The sequence below is a fragment of the Paenibacillus sp. FSL R7-0333 genome, from assembly GCF_038000365.1.
GTDB classification, from domain to species: Bacteria; Bacillota; Bacilli; order Paenibacillales; family Paenibacillaceae; genus Paenibacillus_AQ; species Paenibacillus_AQ silagei.
The window spans coordinates 4,383,977-4,404,385 of sequence record NZ_JBBOBZ010000001.1; the positions used below are offsets into that span (position 1 = coordinate 4,383,977).

The 20,409-nt window shown below is 53.1% G+C and carries 15 protein-coding genes; 2 read left to right on the forward strand and 13 right to left on the reverse strand.

Features of this window, described 5'->3' with window-relative positions:
- Positions 1-36 precede the first annotated feature (36 nt).
- The 3 genes from MKY86_RS18530 to MKY86_RS18540 form a co-directional block, all read right to left on the reverse strand.
- Positions 37-5,460 carry a diguanylate cyclase gene (locus tag MKY86_RS18530; RefSeq protein ID WP_076084937.1) on the reverse strand — a complete coding sequence of 1,808 codons (5,424 nt, stop codon included), beginning with the start codon at positions 5,458-5,460 and terminating at the stop codon, positions 37-39.
- A 12-nt stretch (positions 5,461-5,472) separates the two neighbouring features.
- Positions 5,473-6,639 (reverse strand): small-conductance mechanosensitive channel, encoded by a 1,167-nt coding sequence (locus MKY86_RS18535; protein ID WP_076084940.1) that lies wholly within the window; start codon positions 6,637-6,639, stop codon positions 5,473-5,475.
- A gap of 162 nt (positions 6,640-6,801) precedes the next feature.
- A complete protein-coding gene (locus MKY86_RS18540) occupies positions 6,802-7,263 on the reverse strand; it encodes a GNAT family N-acetyltransferase (RefSeq protein ID WP_076084943.1) in 462 nt (153 codons plus the stop codon).
- A gap of 202 nt (positions 7,264-7,465) precedes the next feature.
- Between MKY86_RS18540 and MKY86_RS18545 the strand changes: the two genes are divergently transcribed.
- Together MKY86_RS18545 and MKY86_RS18550 are read left to right on the forward strand one after the other, a co-directional pair.
- On the forward strand, positions 7,466-7,891 hold the full coding sequence (locus MKY86_RS18545) for a VOC family protein (protein WP_076084946.1): 426 nt from the start codon (positions 7,466-7,468) through the stop codon (positions 7,889-7,891).
- Between the two features lie 214 nt (positions 7,892-8,105).
- Positions 8,106-8,510 (forward strand): CBS domain-containing protein, encoded by a 405-nt coding sequence (locus MKY86_RS18550; RefSeq protein ID WP_036733033.1) that lies wholly within the window; start codon positions 8,106-8,108, stop codon positions 8,508-8,510.
- A gap of 103 nt (positions 8,511-8,613) precedes the next feature.
- Here MKY86_RS18550 and MKY86_RS18555 read toward each other — a convergent pair whose 3' ends face one another.
- The 10 genes from MKY86_RS18555 to MKY86_RS34170 all read right to left on the reverse strand — a co-directional run bounded on the left by MKY86_RS18555 (position 8,614) and on the right by MKY86_RS34170 (position 20,248).
- Positions 8,614-8,883 carry an STAS domain-containing protein gene (locus MKY86_RS18555; RefSeq protein ID WP_036733063.1) on the reverse strand — a complete coding sequence of 90 codons (270 nt, stop codon included), beginning with the start codon at positions 8,881-8,883 and terminating at the stop codon, positions 8,614-8,616.
- Between the two features lie 10 nt (positions 8,884-8,893).
- Complete coding sequence (locus tag MKY86_RS18560) at positions 8,894-10,903, reverse strand: methyl-accepting chemotaxis protein (RefSeq protein ID WP_076084949.1); 2,010 nt, start codon at positions 10,901-10,903, stop codon at positions 8,894-8,896.
- Between the two features lie 21 nt (positions 10,904-10,924).
- Positions 10,925-11,317: an ATP-binding protein gene (locus tag MKY86_RS18565; protein ID WP_076084981.1), complete on the reverse strand. Its 393-nt coding sequence runs from the start codon at positions 11,315-11,317 to the stop codon at positions 10,925-10,927.
- A 110-nt stretch (positions 11,318-11,427) separates the two neighbouring features.
- Entirely contained in the window at positions 11,428-12,858 is a 1,431-nt protein-coding gene (locus MKY86_RS18570) for a PAS domain S-box protein (RefSeq protein WP_076084954.1), read from the reverse strand.
- Positions 12,859-13,036: 178 nt separating this feature from the next.
- Positions 13,037-13,783 (reverse strand): type I methionyl aminopeptidase, encoded by a 747-nt coding sequence (gene map / locus MKY86_RS18575; RefSeq protein WP_076084957.1) that lies wholly within the window; start codon positions 13,781-13,783, stop codon positions 13,037-13,039.
- A 240-nt stretch (positions 13,784-14,023) separates the two neighbouring features.
- Positions 14,024-15,739, reverse strand: a complete 1,716-nt coding sequence (gene cysI, locus MKY86_RS18580) for an assimilatory sulfite reductase (NADPH) hemoprotein subunit (protein ID WP_076084960.1) — start codon at positions 15,737-15,739, stop codon at positions 14,024-14,026.
- Positions 15,740-15,771: 32 nt separating this feature from the next.
- The gene (locus MKY86_RS18585) at positions 15,772-17,625 is read right to left on the reverse strand and encodes an assimilatory sulfite reductase (NADPH) flavoprotein subunit (RefSeq protein ID WP_076084984.1); all 1,854 of its coding nucleotides are present in this window, start codon (positions 17,623-17,625) and stop codon (positions 15,772-15,774) included.
- A 250-nt stretch (positions 17,626-17,875) separates the two neighbouring features.
- Entirely contained in the window at positions 17,876-18,340 is a 465-nt protein-coding gene (lspA, locus tag MKY86_RS18590) for a signal peptidase II (protein ID WP_076084963.1), read from the reverse strand.
- Between the two features lie 227 nt (positions 18,341-18,567).
- Positions 18,568-19,542 carry an aldo/keto reductase gene (locus MKY86_RS18595; RefSeq protein WP_076084966.1) on the reverse strand — a complete coding sequence of 325 codons (975 nt, stop codon included), beginning with the start codon at positions 19,540-19,542 and terminating at the stop codon, positions 18,568-18,570.
- Between the two features lie 508 nt (positions 19,543-20,050).
- Positions 20,051-20,248 carry an IS66 family transposase gene (locus MKY86_RS34170; RefSeq protein WP_076084969.1) on the reverse strand — a complete coding sequence of 66 codons (198 nt, stop codon included), beginning with the start codon at positions 20,246-20,248 and terminating at the stop codon, positions 20,051-20,053.
- Positions 20,249-20,409 lie beyond the last annotated feature (161 nt).

Genomic DNA, 20,409 nt, shown 5'->3' on the forward strand with positions numbered 1-20,409 from the left:
CCTATTTATTTATGTACATCTCTTATCCCTTGAATCTTATCGCTCGAACAATGTAACACAGTTGCGCCCTTCCGCCTTTGACTGATACAGTGCATCGTCACCCAGCTTGTAGATATCCTCCTCGCGCAGACCGTCAACAAGTACGGCGGCTACGCCGATAGAGACGGTAATTCTTCCGTATTCCGGACTTAGGTCATGCTGAATCCCCAGCTCCGCAATGCTTCGTCTGATCAATTCAGCGAACACACGGGACTCTGGAGGGGTAAGTCCGGCGGCCACAATCCCGAATTCTTCACCACCCAACCGGAACGCGGTTCCATCCGCCTGTTCAGCCAGCTCCTTCAGTACCCCGCCGATTCTGCGCAGTACCGTATCGCCTTCATAATGTCCGTAGGTATCATTGAATTTTTTGAAATAATCAATATCCAGCATCAGGTAGGTTAAATACCGTTTGCCTGCAGCAGCCTTGTCCACCTCATCCAGGAACAGCTTATTGAAGTATCTGCGGTTGTACAGCCCGGTTAATTCATCGGTGATCGAGATCTTTTCAATCAGTCCGATATATTTGCTCAGCTCCCCGTTATTGAACTCCAGCTCCTTCGTCCGCTCGGCAACCAGTTCCTCCAGATGCTCCTTGTGGCGCCGCAGCTCTTCTTCCGCCTTCTTCCGCTCGGTAATATCCTTGATCGTTCCCTGAATCGCCGGCTTATCCTGATACATAATCCGGACAACCTTGTGAATGACGATAACTTCATGCGACTTATCTTTATGCAAAAGCCTAGTCTCATACTCTTCCGGTGCCTGCTTGCCCTCGACTCGTCTGGCATAATAATGCATCACCTTCTCCCGCTCCGGCGGCGTAATGAAATTCCCGAAGGGCTGCTCCAGCATCCCGCCCGGTTCATAGCCCAGCATCTGCTCCAGCGCCTCATTAACATAGACACACCGCATATCCTGGACCACGAATACCCCGTCCTGAAGGTTGTTGACTAATTGGCGGTATTTCTCCTCAGAGCGCTCAAGCTCATTATACAGACTGGCATTCTCAAGCGAGAAGACCATCTCTCTGGACAGCAGATTGATAATCTTCATCCGTTCCTCGGTGAATACACCGGTGACCAGATTATTCTCCAGATAGATGATGGCAATCGTCTTATTCTGGTTAATCAGCGGCATGCAGACCATCGATTTCGGCTGCTGCCTCACAATATAAGGATCATTCACGAATGGAGTCTCGGAATAGGCATCATTGTAGATCAGGCTCTCCCGGCTCTCCTCCACCTGTCTGATGATCGCAGCAGGCAGATTGTCCAGCTGATGCGACTCATGAATGGCCACAGAGATCCGGTCCGTGTCCGCTTTATATTCCCCTTCGACCAGAAGATTGGCCTTGGAGGTCATCAGGATGCAGCCCCGCTGCGCCCCGGCATTCATGATCACAATCTCCATCAGCGCTTCCAGCAGGTGGTTCAACTCAATTTCTTTGGAGATGGCCTGTGAAGCCAGAATGATGGAATTCAGATCAATGCTCTCAGTATAATCGGTCACCGTCCTGCCGTGCATGAACTCCTTGGTGCTGATTTTCTGGTCAAGAGCAGGGTATCGCTCCTTGATGAACGCGATCTTTTCCTTGGCGCCCCAGACCGAATAATAGTATTCGGATTGTCTGAGCAGATAGGCGGCGAACTCGTTGAAGCCCTTGTCCATATAGTACCGGGCCGCCAGCTCGTTGCAGAGTGCCTTATAGCGGACGAAGCTTCCCTGCTCGCTGGCCTCAATGGCCAGATCATAATAATAGCCTGCGCGCGTGCTGTTCCCGGAGATCCGGGCCCATTCGGCCCTCATCAGATATTCATGCTGGCGGAAGGTTCCCGGTGCATTGCTGGCCCATTTGCGTACCCGGCCAAGCTCCTTGCGCATTTTGGACCTGGCCTTCCGCTTGCCGTTCACACCCAAATCCTTGTAAGCATATGCCAGATTCAGGAAGGTGTAGAGCGCGAATTCCTCCATAAAAGCCGAACCGGCCAGCGTCCCGATAATCGGATAGGCCCGCTCGATATACTCCAGCGCTTCATCATGCTTCTCGTAGAGAAACAGCAGCTTCATTTTGTAGATATAATAGATCGCAATCCCTGAGTAATACCTCGCTTCCTGCAATTCGTGCAGATAGACCTCTTCGCTGAAGGCTTCATTGTTGAATGAGGTGCGGTCCGGCAGCTCTCCGGCAAGACTGAGGTAATACTGGCGGGCCAGCTGCGCTGTGGCAAGCGACTCCCTGTACTTCGTGTTCTCAATCATAGAGATCGTACGCGCACTTTCCTGGAGCAAAGCCGGGATGTCCATCGACGGATTCCAGAGATTCACATAGAAGGCGGAATGGGCCAGATAGAGCAGATCGCCTGTCCGCAGACTGGCTTCAATGGAGGTGCCGAACCAGTCCTGCAACGTATCCCAAGGCTCGGTCCAGGCGTGGCTGAACAGCGTATACAGGACATGCGCCGCGCCTTTCCACTGCAGATCATTGAATTTGTCATTAATTCTGATCCCGAGACGTCCATAAGCGAAGGCCCCCCGTGTATCGCCGAAGCCGGACAACAGCATGGCATAGCCGATAAAAGCAAGCGCCGACTCCGGCGAGTTACCGTATTTCAGCGTCAGCCCCACCTTCTTCAGCACCACCAGCCCGAACAGCGAGGTCTCCCCCGAGATAAACGCCGGCGGTATAAAGTTAACCAGCAGCCGCATCACCAGTTTCATCTCCGGGTCCTGCATCTCCGGCAGTGCAAAAATCGTCTCCGGGGTTCTCGCCCGCAGCGCGGCCTTAACGACCAGCAGCTCCTTAAGGACGGCGGGCATTCCAACCTTGGCCGGAATCTTAATTCCGAGCGCCTTCAGTCCCCGTCTCCCCGAAGCAATCGACTCGGGCATCATGCCGAGGTACATATAATGATTGGTCTGCATCTCATAGATTTCCGCAATAGCCATCCGCTCCGTAGTTTGCTCCAGCAGCAGACGGCAAGCCTGGTCCCCCTGATCGATATGATGAGTGAGATAGCTGCATTCCGCATACAGCCTGTAGATCTCCGCCGCCTGCCCCGGGTCTGTACTCCAGATCTGCTCCGGGAGCAATTCCATTGCCGCTTCAAGCAGTAAGAAGGCCGAATCATACCCGTATCCTGCTTTGGCCTTATAGGCTGCCCTCAGATTCAGAGCGACGATCTCACGCGCCTCAGAGCTATCAGTGATTAACTCCAGCCCTTTATTAATATGGGTTGCGATATCGACCAGCTTGTCCTCGATTTCCTCCTCTCCAAGATTCCGCAGCAGCAGCCGGCCGATACTAAGATGAAGTCTCTTCCCCCGTTCAGGATCGAGCAGCTGATAGAAGGCCTGCTGAATCCGGTCATGGGCAAATTTCAGCCGGATGCCCACCTGCGCAGCCTCGGGGCCGGATTCAGCCAGCGTAGCGGAGAATATGGCATACTTATGGTCAGCAGGGACGATATATTCTTCTTGGACCGCCCGGGTAATCGCAGCGGCAATCACCTCCGGCGCTTCTTCGCCGATCAGCGTCAGCATCCCGTAGTCGAATACACTGCCGGCCGCCGAGCTAAGCATCAGGATATGACGGACCTCCTCCGGCAGATGCTGCAGCTGTCCGACCAGGAAATCCACCACACTGTCATGGACCGGCAGCGCCTCCAGCTCCTCCAGGCTCCAGCTCCATTCCCCGTCCTGCTTGTCGAAATAGATAATCCCCCGCCGGTAAAGATCCTTCAGAATTTCCGTCAGGAAAAAGGAATTCCCCTTGGACCGCTTATATAACCGTCCGGTAATTCCTTCAACGCGTTCCATGCTGCTGTATAGGGTGTCCGCCACAAGGCTTTGTACATCTGTCTCTTGCAGCGGCTGAAGATGAATACGTCCAACCTCACGGTTTTTGCCGATCTTAACCATCGCGGCGAACAAGGGATGACCTTCATGGATCTCATTCTGCCGGAAGGAGCAGATCACAAACATCCGCTGCAGATGGTTATCCAGCATCAGCTTCTCCACCAGCTTCAGGCTGGAATAATCCGCCCACTGGACATCATCCAGGAAGAGAACCAGCGGCCGGTCCGGTTGCGTTATGGCCTGCACGAACTTGGCAAAGGTCAGGAAGAACCGGTTCGTCTCCTCGGCCGGACTCAGCGGTTCCGGCTCCGGCTGGGTCAGGGTCCAGGCGGCAAGCTCAGGGATTAATCCTGTAATTACACCTCCGTTGCCGCCAAGCAGCCGGGTCAGTGAACGGCTGACTTCACTCCTGTACTCCTCATCCGGACTCTCCAGCAGCTGGCTGACCAGTCTGCGGAAGGCCTGGATGAGCGCACTGTACGGAATGTTCTTATTGTACTGGTCGAACTTCCCTTCAGCGAACAGCCCCTTCTCCCGGCTGATCGTCCGGTGCAGCTCATGGACCAGTGCTGTTTTACCTGCACCTGCATCACCGGAGACCAGCATAACCTGTGAACTCCCGTTAACGCTGCTGCGGAAGGCCGCCTCCAGGGTGGACAGCTCCTGCTGTCTACCGACTATTTTTTGCGGAATGCGGAAGGTGTTCAGGAGATCCTCCGTTCCAATCACGAAATCCGCCTGCCCGGCCAGGCATCTCTTCAGATCGGCCTTAATGCCGTGAGCGCTGCGGTACCGGTCCTCCGACGACTTCTCCATCAGCTTCATAATGACCGCCGACAAGCCCCTGCTAACCCTGCCTCCGGTTGCATGGTAAGGAGAGACAGCTTCCTTCGCAATAATGGAATAGATCTGCTCCAGCATCTCGGACGATGGATACGGCATAAGGCCGGTCATCATCTCGTACAGGACGACACCCAGTGAATAGTAGTCACTCCGGTAATCAATATTCCGGTTCATCCGGCCGGTCTGTTCCGGTGAGATGTACAGCAGACTGCCCTCCAGCACGCCGCTGTTCTGGAAATCCCGTCTCTCCTTGGACAACTTCACCGCAAGGTCGAAATCAATCACCTGGACAATATCCCGCTCCCGGTTCCAGATGATATTCGACGGCTTGATATCCTTATGGATCACGTTCTGCTCATGGATGGAGCCGAGAATATCCACAACCTTGACCGCCAGTCTCAGTAAATCCTCCTCCCCCGGCTGCTCCTCCGCCAGAATCCGCTTCAGCGAACGTCCGCATATATCCTCAAGGACCATGACATACAGACCGTTCTGCTCTTCAAGCCTCAGGGGACGGATAACCCCTTCTGTGGTGGTGCTAAGCTCAGTAAGCAGCTTATATTCCTGCTTGAAGCGCATCACCGCTTCGGTTCCGGCAAATTCCGATTTCAACACCTTGAGAATGACCGTTTCTGCAGAAGAAGCCTCTGTGCAGCGGTATACAGCTTTTATCGGATTATCTGAAATGGTCTCCAGGACCTGATAATGGTCATTAGCAATCATTGTACTCCACCTTTAGCCTTGTTCTTCCGTAACCTCAATATCGGCATCGAATTTAAATACATAGGCAGCAATCAGCCAGATAATCCAGCAATTCAGCCCAAAGAACAGATAACCGAAATACCCCAGAACCGGCATCTCGGAGAAAATATGAAACTTGTCCAGATAAGGCACAGAGTATTTCCAATAATTCGGGTTGGTGGGGGCATCATCATGGAACCACTCACTGCCAAAGTTCCAGAACTCCCAGAAGAAGCCGTTGAACAGCGTAGCCAGCCCAACCAGAATCACCTTGGACCAGTCTCCGTTCTTCACCGGAGTGAAGGGGGTCCAGTAACCGGCAAGCGCCATCGCTGCGGACAGCATCGGAACCAGCGCAACCCACAGCACCCAGAACAGCAGGTACGGATAATAGCCCATGCCGAAGGCCAGGATCAGCCCGAGAATATAATAGATGATCAGCCACATGCGTGATACGTTCAGCTTAGGCCCATGGCTATAACGGTTGCGGAACAGACGGAAGGTCTTGAGGAGTAAATACCATTCGAAGATGGCCGGAAGAACGGTGGTATAGGATAAGGAGAACCAGAACACATTGCCGAAGTTAGAGAACACTTCATTATTAGGGTAATACCAATTCTCCAGGACGAAGAAATTCAGGTATTCAAAAGCAAACCAGCTGAAGCAGGACACCACCGCCAGCAGCTGCATCACCCGGGGCTTGCGCGAGATGATCGAGGCTCCATGATTTCTCCGGTAGACCAGCCCGTCAAGAATCAGAATAAAGGACCACCAGAGGGGAACAAACGTGTAAGACTCCAGCGAGATAAAGAGCTCCACCCGTGCCCACATCAGGAACCAGCTAAGCGCAAGCACCGGCAGGCTCCACCAGAACCAGACAGGGAAAGGGGTGGCCGCCCCCGTCTTCCGGGGTGCTTCCTCCGTCTTCTTGAAGCCGAACCATCCGGGGAATACCAGGACCAGTGTGATGATCAGGGCCACGACACAGGCGAGCGAGAAATAGAGCAGGCTGAATCCGGGGTCTGCTTCGACCTTCTGAGCAGGGAAATCCCCGTAACCGGGCGGCATCCCCTTCCATTTCGCCAGACTGCCGAGTAACGGGAGCAGAAAGATAAGTCCGAAGGTAACGATCAAGAATGCTGTCTTTTTCCATGTTTTCATTGTGCAAAACCCCGCTTATGTATGTAGTTGAAAGTCGAATTATGTTGATAATCGCTAATATTCGATAACACTCCAGTTTATTCCTGCTGGCCGCACACAAAAAAATACCCCACCGTCCATTTCCATGACGTATGGAGCATTTGTGCGAGGCAGCAGAACCCATTATCCCTTCAAATCCAGCTTCATGCTCAGTGAACGTATCCCATGCTCTTCTTCCTCTTCACCAAGCGATACGAATCCCTGGGAGGCATAGAAGCCAGTAGAATTCGGGGAAGAGTTCACCGTGATCTGCGTGCTCCCTCCCGTCCTCATCCGGTCAACCGCATGCCACAGCAGGGTCTTGCCGATTCCGGTTCCTTTATATGCATTCTTCACGAACAGCAGAGAGATATGCTGATGATTACGCAGCTCTATGATTCCTGTAATCTCTTGCCCGGTAAGCGCGATGAAGATCTCGTGATTCTCCAGCATCCGCCTTGCAATGGCGGCAAGCTCAATGTACCTGTAGAATTCAATAACACCCTGCGCTGAATAATTGGCGGCAATATGTATATCAAACGCCTCTCGGATCAATGGAGTGATCCGCTTCTCCTCACCCGGCAACAACTGTCTGATTGCTGTCATACGGCCATTCTCCTTTAGTGTGACTGGTTGCTATAACTCTCTAAGGATAGCATAATTTAGGAAAATTTGCCCATTAATAGTTGCAGCTGATCCGCACAAGGGACTGGCACAGCCTGCCCCGAATATTTGTGAATGCACAGGCACATGCTACAATGGGACCGTATCGTCCTTGCCTTAATTTAACACAAGAGGAGTGACAGCTGTGGCAATCAATGTGTACCTGAATTTCAATGGCAATACCCGAGAGGCTGTAGAATATTACGCGGAGGTGTTCGGGACCGAACCTCCGCATATCATGACCTTCGGCGAGGCTCCGCCAGATCCGTCCCATCCTGTACCGGAAGAAGCCAAACACCTCGTCATGCACGCCAATCTGATGATTGCCGGCAGCCCGGTCATGTTCTCTGACGTATTCCCCGGCATGCCGTTCACGGAAGGGAATAATATCAGCCTAACGGTGACGGATACAGATGAAGAGAAGATTCGTCTCTGGTTCAACAAACTCAAAGAAGGCGGCACTGTACACATGGAGCTGCAGGAGACCTTCTGGAGCAAGGCCTACGGGAACCTGAAGGACAAATTCGGCATCCAATGGCAGCTCAGCCACGACAACGGCCAGAACGGCTAACTCCCTCAGGTAGTTTCCTATTCACAAAAGGGCTTAGGATATGACGCTTCTTCCCTTGGGAGGACGGCATATCCTTTTTTGTATGGTCTAGTAATCGCAGCCTAACCATAACATTTCAAAGTTGTAACCTGATTTTTAATGCGCTTACATCCTGTTCTATGTTTTAATTGTAATAACGTTATGTATTTCATCCTACTGTAAAGGAGACTAACCTATGGAAATATCCTCATTTTTGCTGCCCAAGGATCAGGTTGCGTACATCACCTCCTCGATCTCCATGCGGGAAGCGCTGGAACAGCTGGAGAATCATTATTATTCGGCCATTCCGATTATTGACGATGCCGGTAAATATGTTGGGACCTTGTCGGAGGGCGATCTGCTATGGAAGCTGAAGAATACCGACGGTCTGAGCTTCGCGAATATGAACGAGGTGACCGTCGGCACCATTCAGCGTCATGTGCATAACGAGAGCGTCGAGATCCACGCGCAGATGGAGGATATGCTGACCCTGGCAGCAGACCAGAACTTCGTTCCGGTAGTGGACGACAGCGGAATCTTCCTCGGCATCATCCGCCGCAAGGATATCATCGAGTATTACACACGCAATATTACCGATTAGCAGCATGCGCCACATTGCAGGATCAAGTGATTCAACCGGAAGCAACGGCAAAGGCAGGACCGTCCTGCGAAGGGCGGCCCTGCCTTTGTTCAAGTTAACAGGTCTATATGATTTCAAACACATTGGTCAGGCGGGTCAGCTCAAAAATCTTCCGCACATTGTCATTGAGCCCCGTCAGCCTGATGGTACCTCCAGCCTCTACACATTTCTTATAGGAGCTGACAATCACTCCAAGACCCGTACTGTCAATGAAACGGCAGGTCCCGAAATCAAGCAGGAAGCTTGAATGTCCCCCAAGAATATAACCCCGTACTGTCTCCCTGAACTGACCGGCTTCCTCAACCGAGAACAGCTCCGGCATCTCAATGATCATCTCGCTCAAGCTACTCACCCCTGATTTTAAATTTCTCTACAAGAATCTCCAGCTCATTAGCCATGGCACTGATCTCCTGAGCGGAGGCCGCAAAATTATTAACCGTTGCTGCCTGTTCTTCTGTAGCGCTGGATACATTCTCTGTGTTTGCTGCCGCGAGTTCCGAGATCGTGCCCATGGAATCAATCAGCTTGATGATCTGGTCTGAGGTAGCTACTTCATCTCTGGTAATATCCAGAATCTCCTGCACATTGTCCGTGATCATCTCAACAGATTGTATGATATGGACGAAGGCTCGGTCCGTCTCATTCACAATGCTCACGCCGCTCTCTACTGCTCCGGCCGCGCCTCTCATCGAATCTACAGCCTCGGTGATCCGCGAGATCATCTCGTTGACCAGATCCGTAATCTCACCGGCATTGGTGTGGGTCTCATCCGACAGCTTCCGGACTTCACCGGCCACCACACTGAAGCCCCGGCCGTTCTCTCCTGCTCTCGCGGCTTCAATTGCCGCATTCAGAGCCAGCAGATTCGTCTGCTCGGCAATCTTGTTGATGGTACCGGTAATTGCGGATACCTGCTCCGACAACCCGCTGACCGTATACAATAATGCTTCGGTCTCTTTGGTGCTGCTGTGAATGGTATTCATTGCTTCTACGGTATGAATGACTCTGGCTCTGCCTTCCTGTGCCGCCTGATGGGTAGTCTCCGCATTGCCGGAGGTAGCCGACGCCTTGCTCTGCGCCAGCTGCACCAGACTGGAGAGCTGAACGAGCACCTGGGAAGCATTGATGACCGACTGGTTGTTGTTCTCTGCGCCGGATGCAATCTCCTGGGTGCTGGAGCTGATCTCCTGAATAGAGGCGCTGATCTCCTCTGAAGATGCCGCCATCTCCTCGGACATGGAGGTGAGGGACAGGGAACCCGCTCTCACTTTCTCAATAATCGCCTCCTGTTTGTCAATCATGGTGTTGAACGATTCACTCAGCAATTGGAGCTCATCCCCGGTTTGAATGGACGTATGAACGGTCAGGTCGCCGTCACCTGCCAGACCCATCGCCCGCTCCAGCTTCCGGATCGGATTCACAATATTCCGGGTGGTGAAGAAATACGCTGCCACCATAGCAACGGCAATACAGACCAGGATGAGGATCAGCGTAGTGTTACGGATTTCGGCCGCCGGAGCCATGTATTCCTCCACATTTGCTGTTGTAGCTACAACCCAATGGCCTGCGGGCTGAAAAGAAACATATTTATGTACGCCTTCATAGGTGTAGAAGCCATGCGCGGTGTCCCCAGCCTTCATCCGCTGGACCAGCGCATTCAATTCAGCATTGCTGCCGCTGTCCAGCTTCTCCTTCAGCACCTTGTCCTGCTCCGGATGCGAGACGATGAGGCCGGTACGGTCAAGCATATATCCGTATCCATGCTCTCCAATCTTCACCCCGGTAACCGGCGCAGCGATGTTCTCAAACAAGGCCGTTCCGATCAGCACGCCGGTAATCTGATCCTTCACCCGCAGCGGTCTGGCGATCGCTACAATGTACTGATTCGTCTCCCGTGACAGGATAACTTCACTGACTGCGTCCTTGCCCTGCAGGGCTTCCTGGAAGTAGGGACGGTCCTTCACATCTGCCCCCGGCTCCCCGGAGCTGCTGGTCATCAGCACCCTGCCGTTTGTATCTGCGATAATCAACGATTCCAACAGCTTGGTGTTGTCTTTCTGCACACCGGAAATATACTGAAGCGCTGTGCTTTTGAGGGAGGCCACAGACGGATTCCCGGCAAAATCGGCCAATACGCTGTTCATGCTGGCGATCCCCAGATTCGTACCAACTGCTTCAAGCTCAGCATCCACCGCCTTTGCAGAAGAAGCCGTGGTCCCTCTTAATTCCTCTTCAATCGTCTTCTGCAAGGCACCGGATGCCAGCTGATAGGATACATAGCCGGATATGCCCAGCGGGATACTGATAATCAGAAACAACAGGATGCTCATTTTAATTTTTAAACTTAATTTCACAGAACTCTCCCCTTCTTGACTCTATAAGGAACAGATACTCTTTCTGATGTACATCGTATGATGTATCATCTCGGCACTGTCCGAGAAGCAGCGGATCAGATACAAGCCCCGGCCCCCTTCTTCCAGCAATTCATCACACCCGACAGCCTCCGGGAACACTACCTTGCCGTCCCCGGCCCCCGAATCCTCAATCTGCAGCTTAAGCAGCTGATCCATAAGCAGATATCGGATGGTAATCGGCTTGCTGCAATCGCTGAGGTTCCCGTGATAATAGGCATTGGTCACCGCTTCGATCAGAATCAGGCGGATATCAAAAGCATAGGCTTCGAGGTCAAGCTCCCGAATAATTCCGTCAATGATCATCTGATGATGCTCCAGACCGTGAAGCATCACTTCCTTATGAATAGCTTCCATGGCCCACTCCTTAACAATTCTGAAATCTCCGCTCTGCTGATGTTCCCGCTGACACTCTGCACTCTCTGCCTTCTCTTCCCTGGTCTTACAGCAGCAGCGCTCCCCGGCCGTCACTTGATATTCAGGCTGAGCCAGGTGCAGTCGTCCTGCAGAGCAGCCCCGGCAAACTTCTCCAGAAGATAACTCTGCTCCCGCCCGAGCTCTTCTGTGCTGAACAGCAGCTCCATTCCGTCACTATAGAAGCAAAAGCGGTCTCCGGACTCGAACGGGAGGATCTTCTCCTCAAACTCACTGCTCTCAAACATGCCGAGCGGTGCCCCCTTAACGGTGACCCTCTCCATGCCCCTGCCCCGGGGGACATAGAGAAATTCATTAATCCCGGCTCCGGCAGACTTCAGCTCTCCTGTCTTGAAGTCGAGCAGGAAGCAGCAGCCGGCGACATAATCCTCACCCAGATGCTGCAGCGCTTTGGAATTCAGATCGTTCAACACCTGCACGGGGTCCTGTGTACAGGACAGGCTGTCCATGAACAGTACCCGCAGGGCCGAGATATTCAGCGCGGCCGTAATCCCCTTCCCCGTCACATCGCCGATGAAGCCGATGACCTGCTCTTCATTGACTTTATGGAAGATGAAGAAATCACCGCTTAAGGTTCTGGCCGGAATGTAGAGCTTCTCCAGAACCGCCTTGCTGGAGAGCGGAAAGGATACCGCATGCCGGTGCTCTTGAAGCCGGACTGCCCGCTCCATCTCCCTCTTACTCTCGGTGATATCCCTGAACACCAGCTGCAGCGCCTTGGTCTCCTCATAAATAACCGGCACGCCCGAAATTTCAAGGTCAAAAATGCGGTTGTCCTGCTGCCTGATCAGCCGCTGCTCAATACGGAAGCGTTCCTTCAGGAGACCGGTTGTCTTCAGCTTGTTATGCTCCGCACTCTGGAAGTACACTTCCTCGAAGAAATCCTCGATCCTTCGGCCGATCAGCTCCTGCTTCGGACTGCCGAACATCCTCTCCGTCTGCTTGTTGGCGAACAGGATCGTGCCCCCGCTGTAGACCAGGATGGGCTCGGGGCAGAGCTCGACCAGATCCCTGTACCGCTCCTCGCTTTCTCTGAGCCGCTGCTCCGAGCGGACCCGTTCGCTGATATCATGAATTACGGTGTACACGCAATTCTTACCCAGCATCGTCATCATCCCGGTATGAACCTCCACATCAATGGGCTCCCCGCCGGCCAGGATATGGCGGTCGATGAACACACAGTTCTTCCCGTCCATCTCTTCAGGCAGCGCCTTATCCACAAACTCCTGAACCCCCGAAGTCCGGTCAGCGGCCAGATCACAGATCCGGAGTTGCCTGAATTGCCGGATGCTATAGCCGTAGAACTCACAGGCTGCCCGGTTCGCATCAGTAATTCCGCCACTCTCCGGGTCCACCAGCAACGTAATGAGATGATTGTTCTCATAGATGCAGCCATAATGCTCCATACATTGCGCCGGACTCGGGGAGCGATGCAGATTCTTACACGGTTTATCGGTTGCCATTACACAAGCCTCTATTCTATTCAGCATTAAAGTCTACCCATTATATGCAATAAAAAAGAGTCAAGCCGTGAATTCCGACACAGTTAGACAGAAAAACCCGGTCTGCGGCATGAAAACATGACCACAGTCCGGGTTAATCCTTACAAATTGCATGAAGTTATCAGGCTGAAGCTCAGCCTTACAGCTCTGTCAGAATAATCGTCCCCTGCGGAGTTACCGCCAGTGTATGCTCATACTGGGCTGACAGGCCTCCGTCAATAGTGCGTGCAGTCCATCCGTCTGCATCCACCTTGGTCCGGTAGCTGCCAGTGTTGAGCATGGGCTCAATGGTGAACACCATGCCTTCCTTAATGCGCGGGCCTTTGCCGGCCGGGCCGTAATGAGGCACTTCAGGCGCTTCGTGCATCTCCGAGCCAATCCCGTGACCGATAAAGTCCCGGACGACGGAATAACCGTTAGATTCGGCATAGACCTGGATAGAATGCGCTACGTCGCCTATGCGGTTGCCGGCTACAGCCTGCTCGATACCTTTGAATAGAGATTCCTTGGTCGTCGCCAGCAGCTTCTCCGCCTGCTCGCTAATTGTACCCACTCCGTAGGACCAAGCCGAATCCGCCAGCCAGCCATTCAGGTTGACTACCATGTCAATCGTTACAATATCTCCATCCTTCAGCTCCTCATGCTTCGGGAAGCCATGACAGATGACATCATTCACAGATGCACAGGTGGCATACGGGTAACCGTGATAGCCTTTTTGCTCCGGGGTTGCTCCTTGGGAGAGGATGAACTTCTCGGCAAACTGGTCGATCTCCCAGGTCGTAATTCCCGGCTTGATCAACCCGGCAATCTGCCGGTGGCATTCCGCCAGTATTTTGCCGGCTGCCCGCATCTTCTCAATCTCTTCCATCGATTTCATAATGATCATTCAATTCGCCTCTTCTGTACAGAATCCATTACTCACTATATATAATGGCTCTTGGTTATAATGGGGTATTACTACTCTATATTATGAAAGAAAACCGCCGAAAATCCAAATAAACAAACAAAATAAACCTGTCTCCCGCAAAAACACCAGAAAACAGGCTCATGATTTGCATTCCCGTGAAGGCTAATCTGTACAAGTTATTGTTAACTACGGCATATGCAAACCGCCAGGCGTCAGCCGTTAATCGTGGAAGTTAAGTCCCGAAGTAACCGCCTTGACATACCCGCTGCGGATCACATAATCGCCGAAGTGCTCACCCGCATTGCGTTCCTTAGCGTATCCATGAATTATCGGCCCGAGGGTGTCCAGAATCTCCCGTTCGTCAATGTTCTCCTTGTACAGCTTGTTCAGCCGGTCTCCGGTAAAGCCTGCACCCAGGTACATATTATATCTGCCCGGACCTTTGCCGATGAACGCAATCTCACCGAGCGCCGGTCTGGCACAGCCGTTAGGGCAGCCCGTCATACGGATGATAATCTCTTCATTCCGCAGCCCGGCTTCATCAATGATAACCTCCAGCTTATCCAGCAGGTGCGGCAGATAACGCTCCGCCTCCGCCATGGCCAGCCCGCAGGTCGGCAGCGCCACACAGGACATCGCACTTCTGCGAAGTGCGGAATGATGGGCCCCGTCTGTCAGCCCGTACTGCTTGGCAAGCTCCGTAATCTTGCGCTTCTTCGCCTGGGTCACTCCGCCGATAATCAGGTTCTGGTTCGGGGTCAGCCGGAAGTCTCCGCTGTGAATCTTGGCGATCTCGCGCAGGCCGGTCATCAGCGGGTAGCCCTCCTGATCCTGAATCCGTCCGCTCTGGATATAGAGCGTCAGGTTCCATTTGCCGTCCATCCCCTTCACCCAGCCGTACCGGTCGCCATTATGATCGAAATGATAGTCGCGCGCCGGCTCCAGCGTCCAGCCCAGCCGTTCGTGCAGCTCTCCCTTGAACCACTCCAGCCCGTGCCGGTCGATCGTGTACTTGAAGCGGGCATTCTTACGGACCGAACGATTGCCGTAATCCCGCTGGATCGTAACCGTCTTCTCCGCCAGATCAATCATCTGCTCCGGACGGCAGAAGCCGATGATCCGGCCCAATTGGGGATACGTATTCGTATCGCCGTGCGTCATTCCCATGCCGCCGCCAACCGAGACATTGAAGCCGGCCAGCTTGCCGTCCTCCAGAATGGCGATGAAGCCCAGATCCTGGGAGAATACATCTACATCATTGGAAGGAGGCACCGCCAGGCCAATTTTGAATTTGCGGGGGAGATAGACCGGACCATAGATCGGCTCAACCACCTTACTGTCCACGACTTTTTCCCCGTCCAGCCAGATCTCATGATACGCGCGGGTACGCGGGGCAAGATGATCGCTGATTTTGTTGGCCCACTCTTGAACCTCGGCATGAACCTCCGACTGATACGGGTTCGGACCACTCATCACATTACGATTCACGTCACCGCAGGCCGCAAGTGTAGTCATCAGAGTGTCGTTGATCGTTCTGATCGTCTTCTTGAGGTTCCACTTGAGGACCCCATGCATCTGAAAAGCCTGCCGCGTCGTCAGGCGCAGTGTCCCATTGCCGTACTTATGGGCCAGCTCATCCATGACAAGCCACTGTGCCGCAGACGCCACACCGCCGGGCGCTACTATCCGCAGCATGAACTGGAAAGCCGGTTCCAGCTTGGAGCGTTCCCGCTCACTGCGCAGATCGCGGTCATCCTGCATGTAGCTGCCGTGGAATTTCAGCAGCCGGTTGTCATCCTCCGGCAGCCCTCCTGTAATCGGATTGCTGAGGGTCTCGACAAGCGCCCCGCGCAGATAATTGCTCTCCAGCTTGATATGTTCAACATCACTCGGTGGTCCGCCAATCGGCTTCACCGCTGGTTCATTGTTTGCCATTGCTGATTCTCTCCTCTCCGCTTGAATCCCGCTTAATAGACATCCCGCTGGTAACGCTGCTCCTGCTGAAGGGTCTCCAGATAGGCGGCAGCCGCTTCCGGGCTTAGTCCGCCCTCTTCCTGGATCACTGTAATCAGTGCCGAATGCACATCATGGGCCATATGCTTCTCATCCCCGCATACGTATACATGCGCCCCTTCCTGCAGCCAGCGGTACAGCTCCTTGCTCTGCTCCAGAATACGGTGCTGTACGTACACCTTCTCCTCTGTGTCGCGGGAGAAGGCCACATCCAGCCTGCTGAGGACACCGTCCTTCAGCATCCGCTGCCAGTCCGTCTGGTAGAGGAAGTCTGTAACGAAATGACGGTCTCCATAGAACAGCCAGGTTGGACCCTCAGCTCCCTGCTCTTCACGCTCCTCCAGGAAGGAACGGAACGGGGCAACGCCCGTACCCGGACCGATCATAATTACCGGTACACTGGAATCAGCGGGCAGCTTGAAGTTCGGATTGTTCTGGATATATACCGGCAAGGTGGCACCCGGCTGTACACGCTCAGCACAGTGTACCGAACAGACGCCGTAACGCTCACGCCCATGTGACTCATAACGCACAGCCCGCACCGTGAAGTGTACTTCATCAGGGTTGGCATTGTAGCTGCTGGCAATGGAATACAAACGGGCCGGAAGCTTGCGCAGGATGGTCACGAAGAGACTGGCCGGAGCATCCCAGGGTCCATAGTCTTGAATAAGATCCAGCAGATCCCGGCCCTGGATATACTCCTTCAGCTCCTGCTGCCGCCCGGGGGTCAGCAGTTCCTTAAGGGCAGGTGCGGAGGTAAGCCCGGCAGCCTGTTCCAGGAGCGGCTTCGTCAGCACCGTAATTTCGTAATGCCGCAGCAGCGCCTCCTGTAGCGTGCCTTCTTCCCCCTTCTTGTTCAGCGGAACACGTTCATACGCATCCCAGCCCATAGCGGCAATGATATCTTCTACCAGCTGCGGGTGATTCTCGGGGTAGACGCCAAGAGAATCACCCGGCTCAAAGGTAATATTCGATCCAGCAAGCGACAGCTCCAGATGGCGGGTCTCGCGGTCTGAGCCGCGGCCGTTCAGATTAAGATTCTCCAGTACTTCGGCATGGAAAGGATGATTTCGTGAATAGGCGGATTCCAGCGACTCTGCGCTCTCAGCAGCCTGAACCGCTGCATCCGCAATTCCTGCAGCATTCTGCGCGCCGTTAAGAGCGCTGATGACCTGGCCGAACCACTCGGCCACCGGCTCATCATAATCGAGGTCGCAATCTACACGCGGGCTTAACCGCTGTGCGCCCAGCTCTTCCAGCTTCTGATCGAAGTCTTTGCCGGTCTGGCAGAAGAATTCATAGGAGGTATCGCCCAGCGCAAGTACCGAGAAGCGCAAGCTTGGAAGCTGCGGCGCTCTTTTGCTGTAGAGGAATTCATGGAAGGCCCGGGCATTATCCGGCGGTTCCCCTTCGCCATGGGTACTGACCAGCAGCAGCAGGTTCTCTGTCTTCTTCAATCCATTCGGCTTGAAGCTGTTCATCGCGGACACTGTGACCTTGAAGCCCTGCTCCTCCAGCTTGCGGGAGAGGCTCATGGCGAGCCGCTGGCAGTTGCCGGTCTGGGAGCCGAACAATACGGTCACTTCACGCGATGCTTGCTGCGAAGCGGCTGTTGCCGACTCTGCTACTACTGCTGGAGCAGCGGGGGATACGGCCTGGACGCTTGATCCCTGGTTACCCTGCAGCGACAGGGCAGATAAGTACCCGCTTAACCATACCTGCTGTGAAGGTGTCAGCGTGGGCAGAAGCTGATTCAGCAGCTCTGCCTGGTTCTCATTAAAAGGACTGTTTGTAACTTGTAGTTGCAACAATATCGACCTCTCCTTAGCGTGCAATCTTCTTTCCTCTTAATATCATGAACTCAGGCTAACACAATACCGGCAAACGATCAACGAAACTTATAACAGGAATGATGTTCTTTAAAAGGTAAATACTTGCATAAAATGCACAAAACCCGACTAAATCATAGTAAAATGCTCTGATTTAGCCGGGTTCATTACTAATTATGATAAGTTGCATTAGATAAAATGATAGACCGGAGATGTCTTTGCCTGCCATTTATAATAGTCTGCGGGTTGCTCTGTGCCGGAAATGGTCCACAAGCAGGTAGATTAGAATGAGAAGGCCACCGGCATTGATCGCCAGATCGGCCAGATTCATAATCCCGCCATGATTCCCGAAGACCAGGAAATCTGTAACCTGGTGATAAAGTGCCCGGTCAATGGCATTGCCGACAGCCCCGCCAACCAGGAAGCCGCTGGCTGCTTCGAGCAGGGGGCCGCGGATTTTACCCTGACGCCGGTAATAGAAGATTGCTGCTACAAAAATCACGGCAACAATAGCAAAATACTTCCCGAATCCCTGAAAGGAGCTGAAGGCCGCACCGCTGTTCTCATAGTATACAAACCGCAAATGCGGCGTCCAGGAAGGAAGCATCTCCCCAAGCTCCATATGGGTACGCACTATCCACTTGGTCGCCTGATCTAGCATCAGGACGAGGACAGCTATCAGATAAAAAAGCATCGGCAGTTCCCCTATCTTCTCTAGTTGTTCAACTCATGATCAGGGTCATAGTAATAGTCAAGGCCGTGGTCAAGGTCACTGTTTGTCACAGAATCAGTCTACCATATTCATCTGGATACTTACAAAAATATAGCCGGACCATCCCGTCAGGGACAGTCCGGCTGTTATTCTTCAGGTCATTACGTATCGTATATGCGCTACGGGATGGACAAGGTCCAAGGCTCTGCTTACCAGGCGTAGGCTTCCGGTGCCGGCTTGCCCGGTCCCGGGAAGATCTCGTCCAGCTTCTTCAGTGTTGCCTCATCCAGCGTAATCTCGGTCGCCCGCAGGGAGTCCTCGAACTGCTGGATCGTACGCGGCCCGATAATCGGTGCGGTCACAGCCGGATTCGCCAGTACCCAGGCCAGAGCGACCTGATCCTCATGCTCGCCCAGCTCCTTGCAGAGCGCGGAGAACTGCTCCAGCTGGCTGCGGCGCTGCTCCAGCTTGGCCGAACGGGCGCTGCGCACCCCGGTCTTCGCGAGCGCATTGCGTCCCAGCAGGCCTCCGGCCAGCGGACTCCACGGAATAACACCCAGGCCCAGCTCCTGTGAGGCAGGCAGCACTTCCAGCTCCGGCGTCCGTTCCAGCAGGTTATAGAGATGCTGCTCGGAGACAAGGCCTAGGAAATGGCGCTCCTTGGCCTTCGCCTGGGCAGCAGCGATATGCCAGCCTGCGAAGTTGCTGGAGCCGATATAATCGGCTTTGCCCTGGGACACCAGGATCTCGAATGCGCCCCACAGCTCGTCCCACGATACGTTCCGGTCGATATGATGCATCTGATATAGTTCAATATGATCGGTCTGCAGGCGCCGCAGCGAGCCTTCGAAATGGCGTCTGATCTTGTAGGCAGACAAGCCTGAGCCGGAATTGGGACCGTCCTGCTCGTCGAACATGTCATTGTAGACCTTGGTGGCCAGCACTACCTTCTCACGCCGTCCGCCGCCCTGCTGAAACCAGCGGCCGATAATTTCCTCCGTCCAGCCCCGCCGGTCCTGGCCGCCGTACACATTCGCCGTATCGAAGAAATTAATGCCCGCATCGAGGGCCGCATCCATAATTCTGAAGGCTTCCTTCTCCTCCGTCTCCGGTCCGAAATTCATCGTCCCCAGACACAACTGGCTGACCTTTAACCCCGATTTACCCAAATAACTGTACTTCATCGCAATTCCTCCCTTTCACTCCTGCTGGATTGGCTGCTTCATATTCACTATAACCCTTAGAGCCCACTCTAAAGCAAGTTTTGCCGGGATACGAACAAGTTCACGCTATGTAAATTGTACTTGTAAGTTTTTCGTACCGGGATGAGTGACTCCAAAGAATGTTTGGCCCTCCAGCCGCTGTTGTCCCCAGATTTCTTAATTTAAACCCCTATCTGCGGTAGAAATCCGGTGACTGCTTATGCTTCCGAAGCTAGCTTTCCTACGGAAAGCTTTCAGGCGGACGCTAACGCTCCTACAGTTCCAAAATTCTCTTCCGTCACGTTTTCCCTCTCTGTCCATTCCCCAAGTTCATTTTACATAACGCCTAAATAAAATTCTACTTCTCACCGGCATATTGCTTATGTTCGGGTTTTTCGTTACTACTTAGTTCACTTCAAAACAGGGTTATCAGAAAAAGCAAGAGATAGAGAGGAAAGGACGGGAAGTTGTTGTTTAATGTATGTGGATACTACGCTCCGTAATCGGGCAAACCAAAGCGCCACGCCTTCTGTTCGAAAGGAACGTAGACTTTCTGCTTCACCTTGACCATTCGGACATCACGATCGGCTTGGTTATTATCAATCGGAATGTGGGGATACCAAAGAAACGAGAGGATCGCCTTTTGTGAACTAAAAAAACGTTCTCCCAGGTTGAGAGGACACTCCAAAACTAGCCTTTCTTAGAAAAGAAATATATTCATCAAAATGACTACAAGGAACTTTCAAGGAAATTCTCATAAAAAAACAATAGGGAGCGAGGATTAACTACCCTCAGCTACAACAACGGACAGGTTTCTATGTTATTGAGGTTTGCGGGGTAATTTTACAC

Excerpts from the sequence above, each read along its gene's own strand:
- MKY86_RS18570 (WP_076084954.1), bottom strand. The coding sequence starts at position 12,858 with ATGGCAACCGATAAACCGTGTAAGAATCTGCATCGCTCCCCGAGTCCG.
- MKY86_RS18535 (WP_076084940.1), bottom strand. The coding sequence starts at position 6,639 with ATGAAAACATGGAAAAAGACAGCATTCTTGATCGTTACCTTCGGACTT.
- MKY86_RS18550 (WP_036733033.1), top strand. The coding sequence starts at position 8,106 with ATGGAAATATCCTCATTTTTGCTGCCCAAGGATCAGGTTGCGTACATC.
- MKY86_RS18540 (WP_076084943.1), bottom strand. The coding sequence starts at position 7,263 with ATGACAGCAATCAGACAGTTGTTGCCGGGTGAGGAGAAGCGGATCACT.
- cysI (WP_076084960.1), bottom strand. The coding sequence starts at position 15,739 with ATGGCAAACAATGAACCAGCGGTGAAGCCGATTGGCGGACCACCGAGT.
- lspA (WP_076084963.1), bottom strand. The coding sequence starts at position 18,340 with ATGCTTTTTTATCTGATAGCTGTCCTCGTCCTGATGCTAGATCAGGCG.
- MKY86_RS18565 (WP_076084981.1), bottom strand. The coding sequence starts at position 11,317 with ATGGAAGCTATTCATAAGGAAGTGATGCTTCACGGTCTGGAGCATCAT.
- map (WP_076084957.1), bottom strand. The coding sequence starts at position 13,783 with ATGATCATTATGAAATCGATGGAAGAGATTGAGAAGATGCGGGCAGCC.
- MKY86_RS18555 (WP_036733063.1), bottom strand. The coding sequence starts at position 8,883 with ATGATCATTGAGATGCCGGAGCTGTTCTCGGTTGAGGAAGCCGGTCAG.
- MKY86_RS18530 (WP_076084937.1), bottom strand. The coding sequence starts at position 5,460 with ATGATTGCTAATGACCATTATCAGGTCCTGGAGACCATTTCAGATAAT.
- MKY86_RS18595 (WP_076084966.1), bottom strand. The coding sequence starts at position 19,542 with ATGAAGTACAGTTATTTGGGTAAATCGGGGTTAAAGGTCAGCCAGTTG.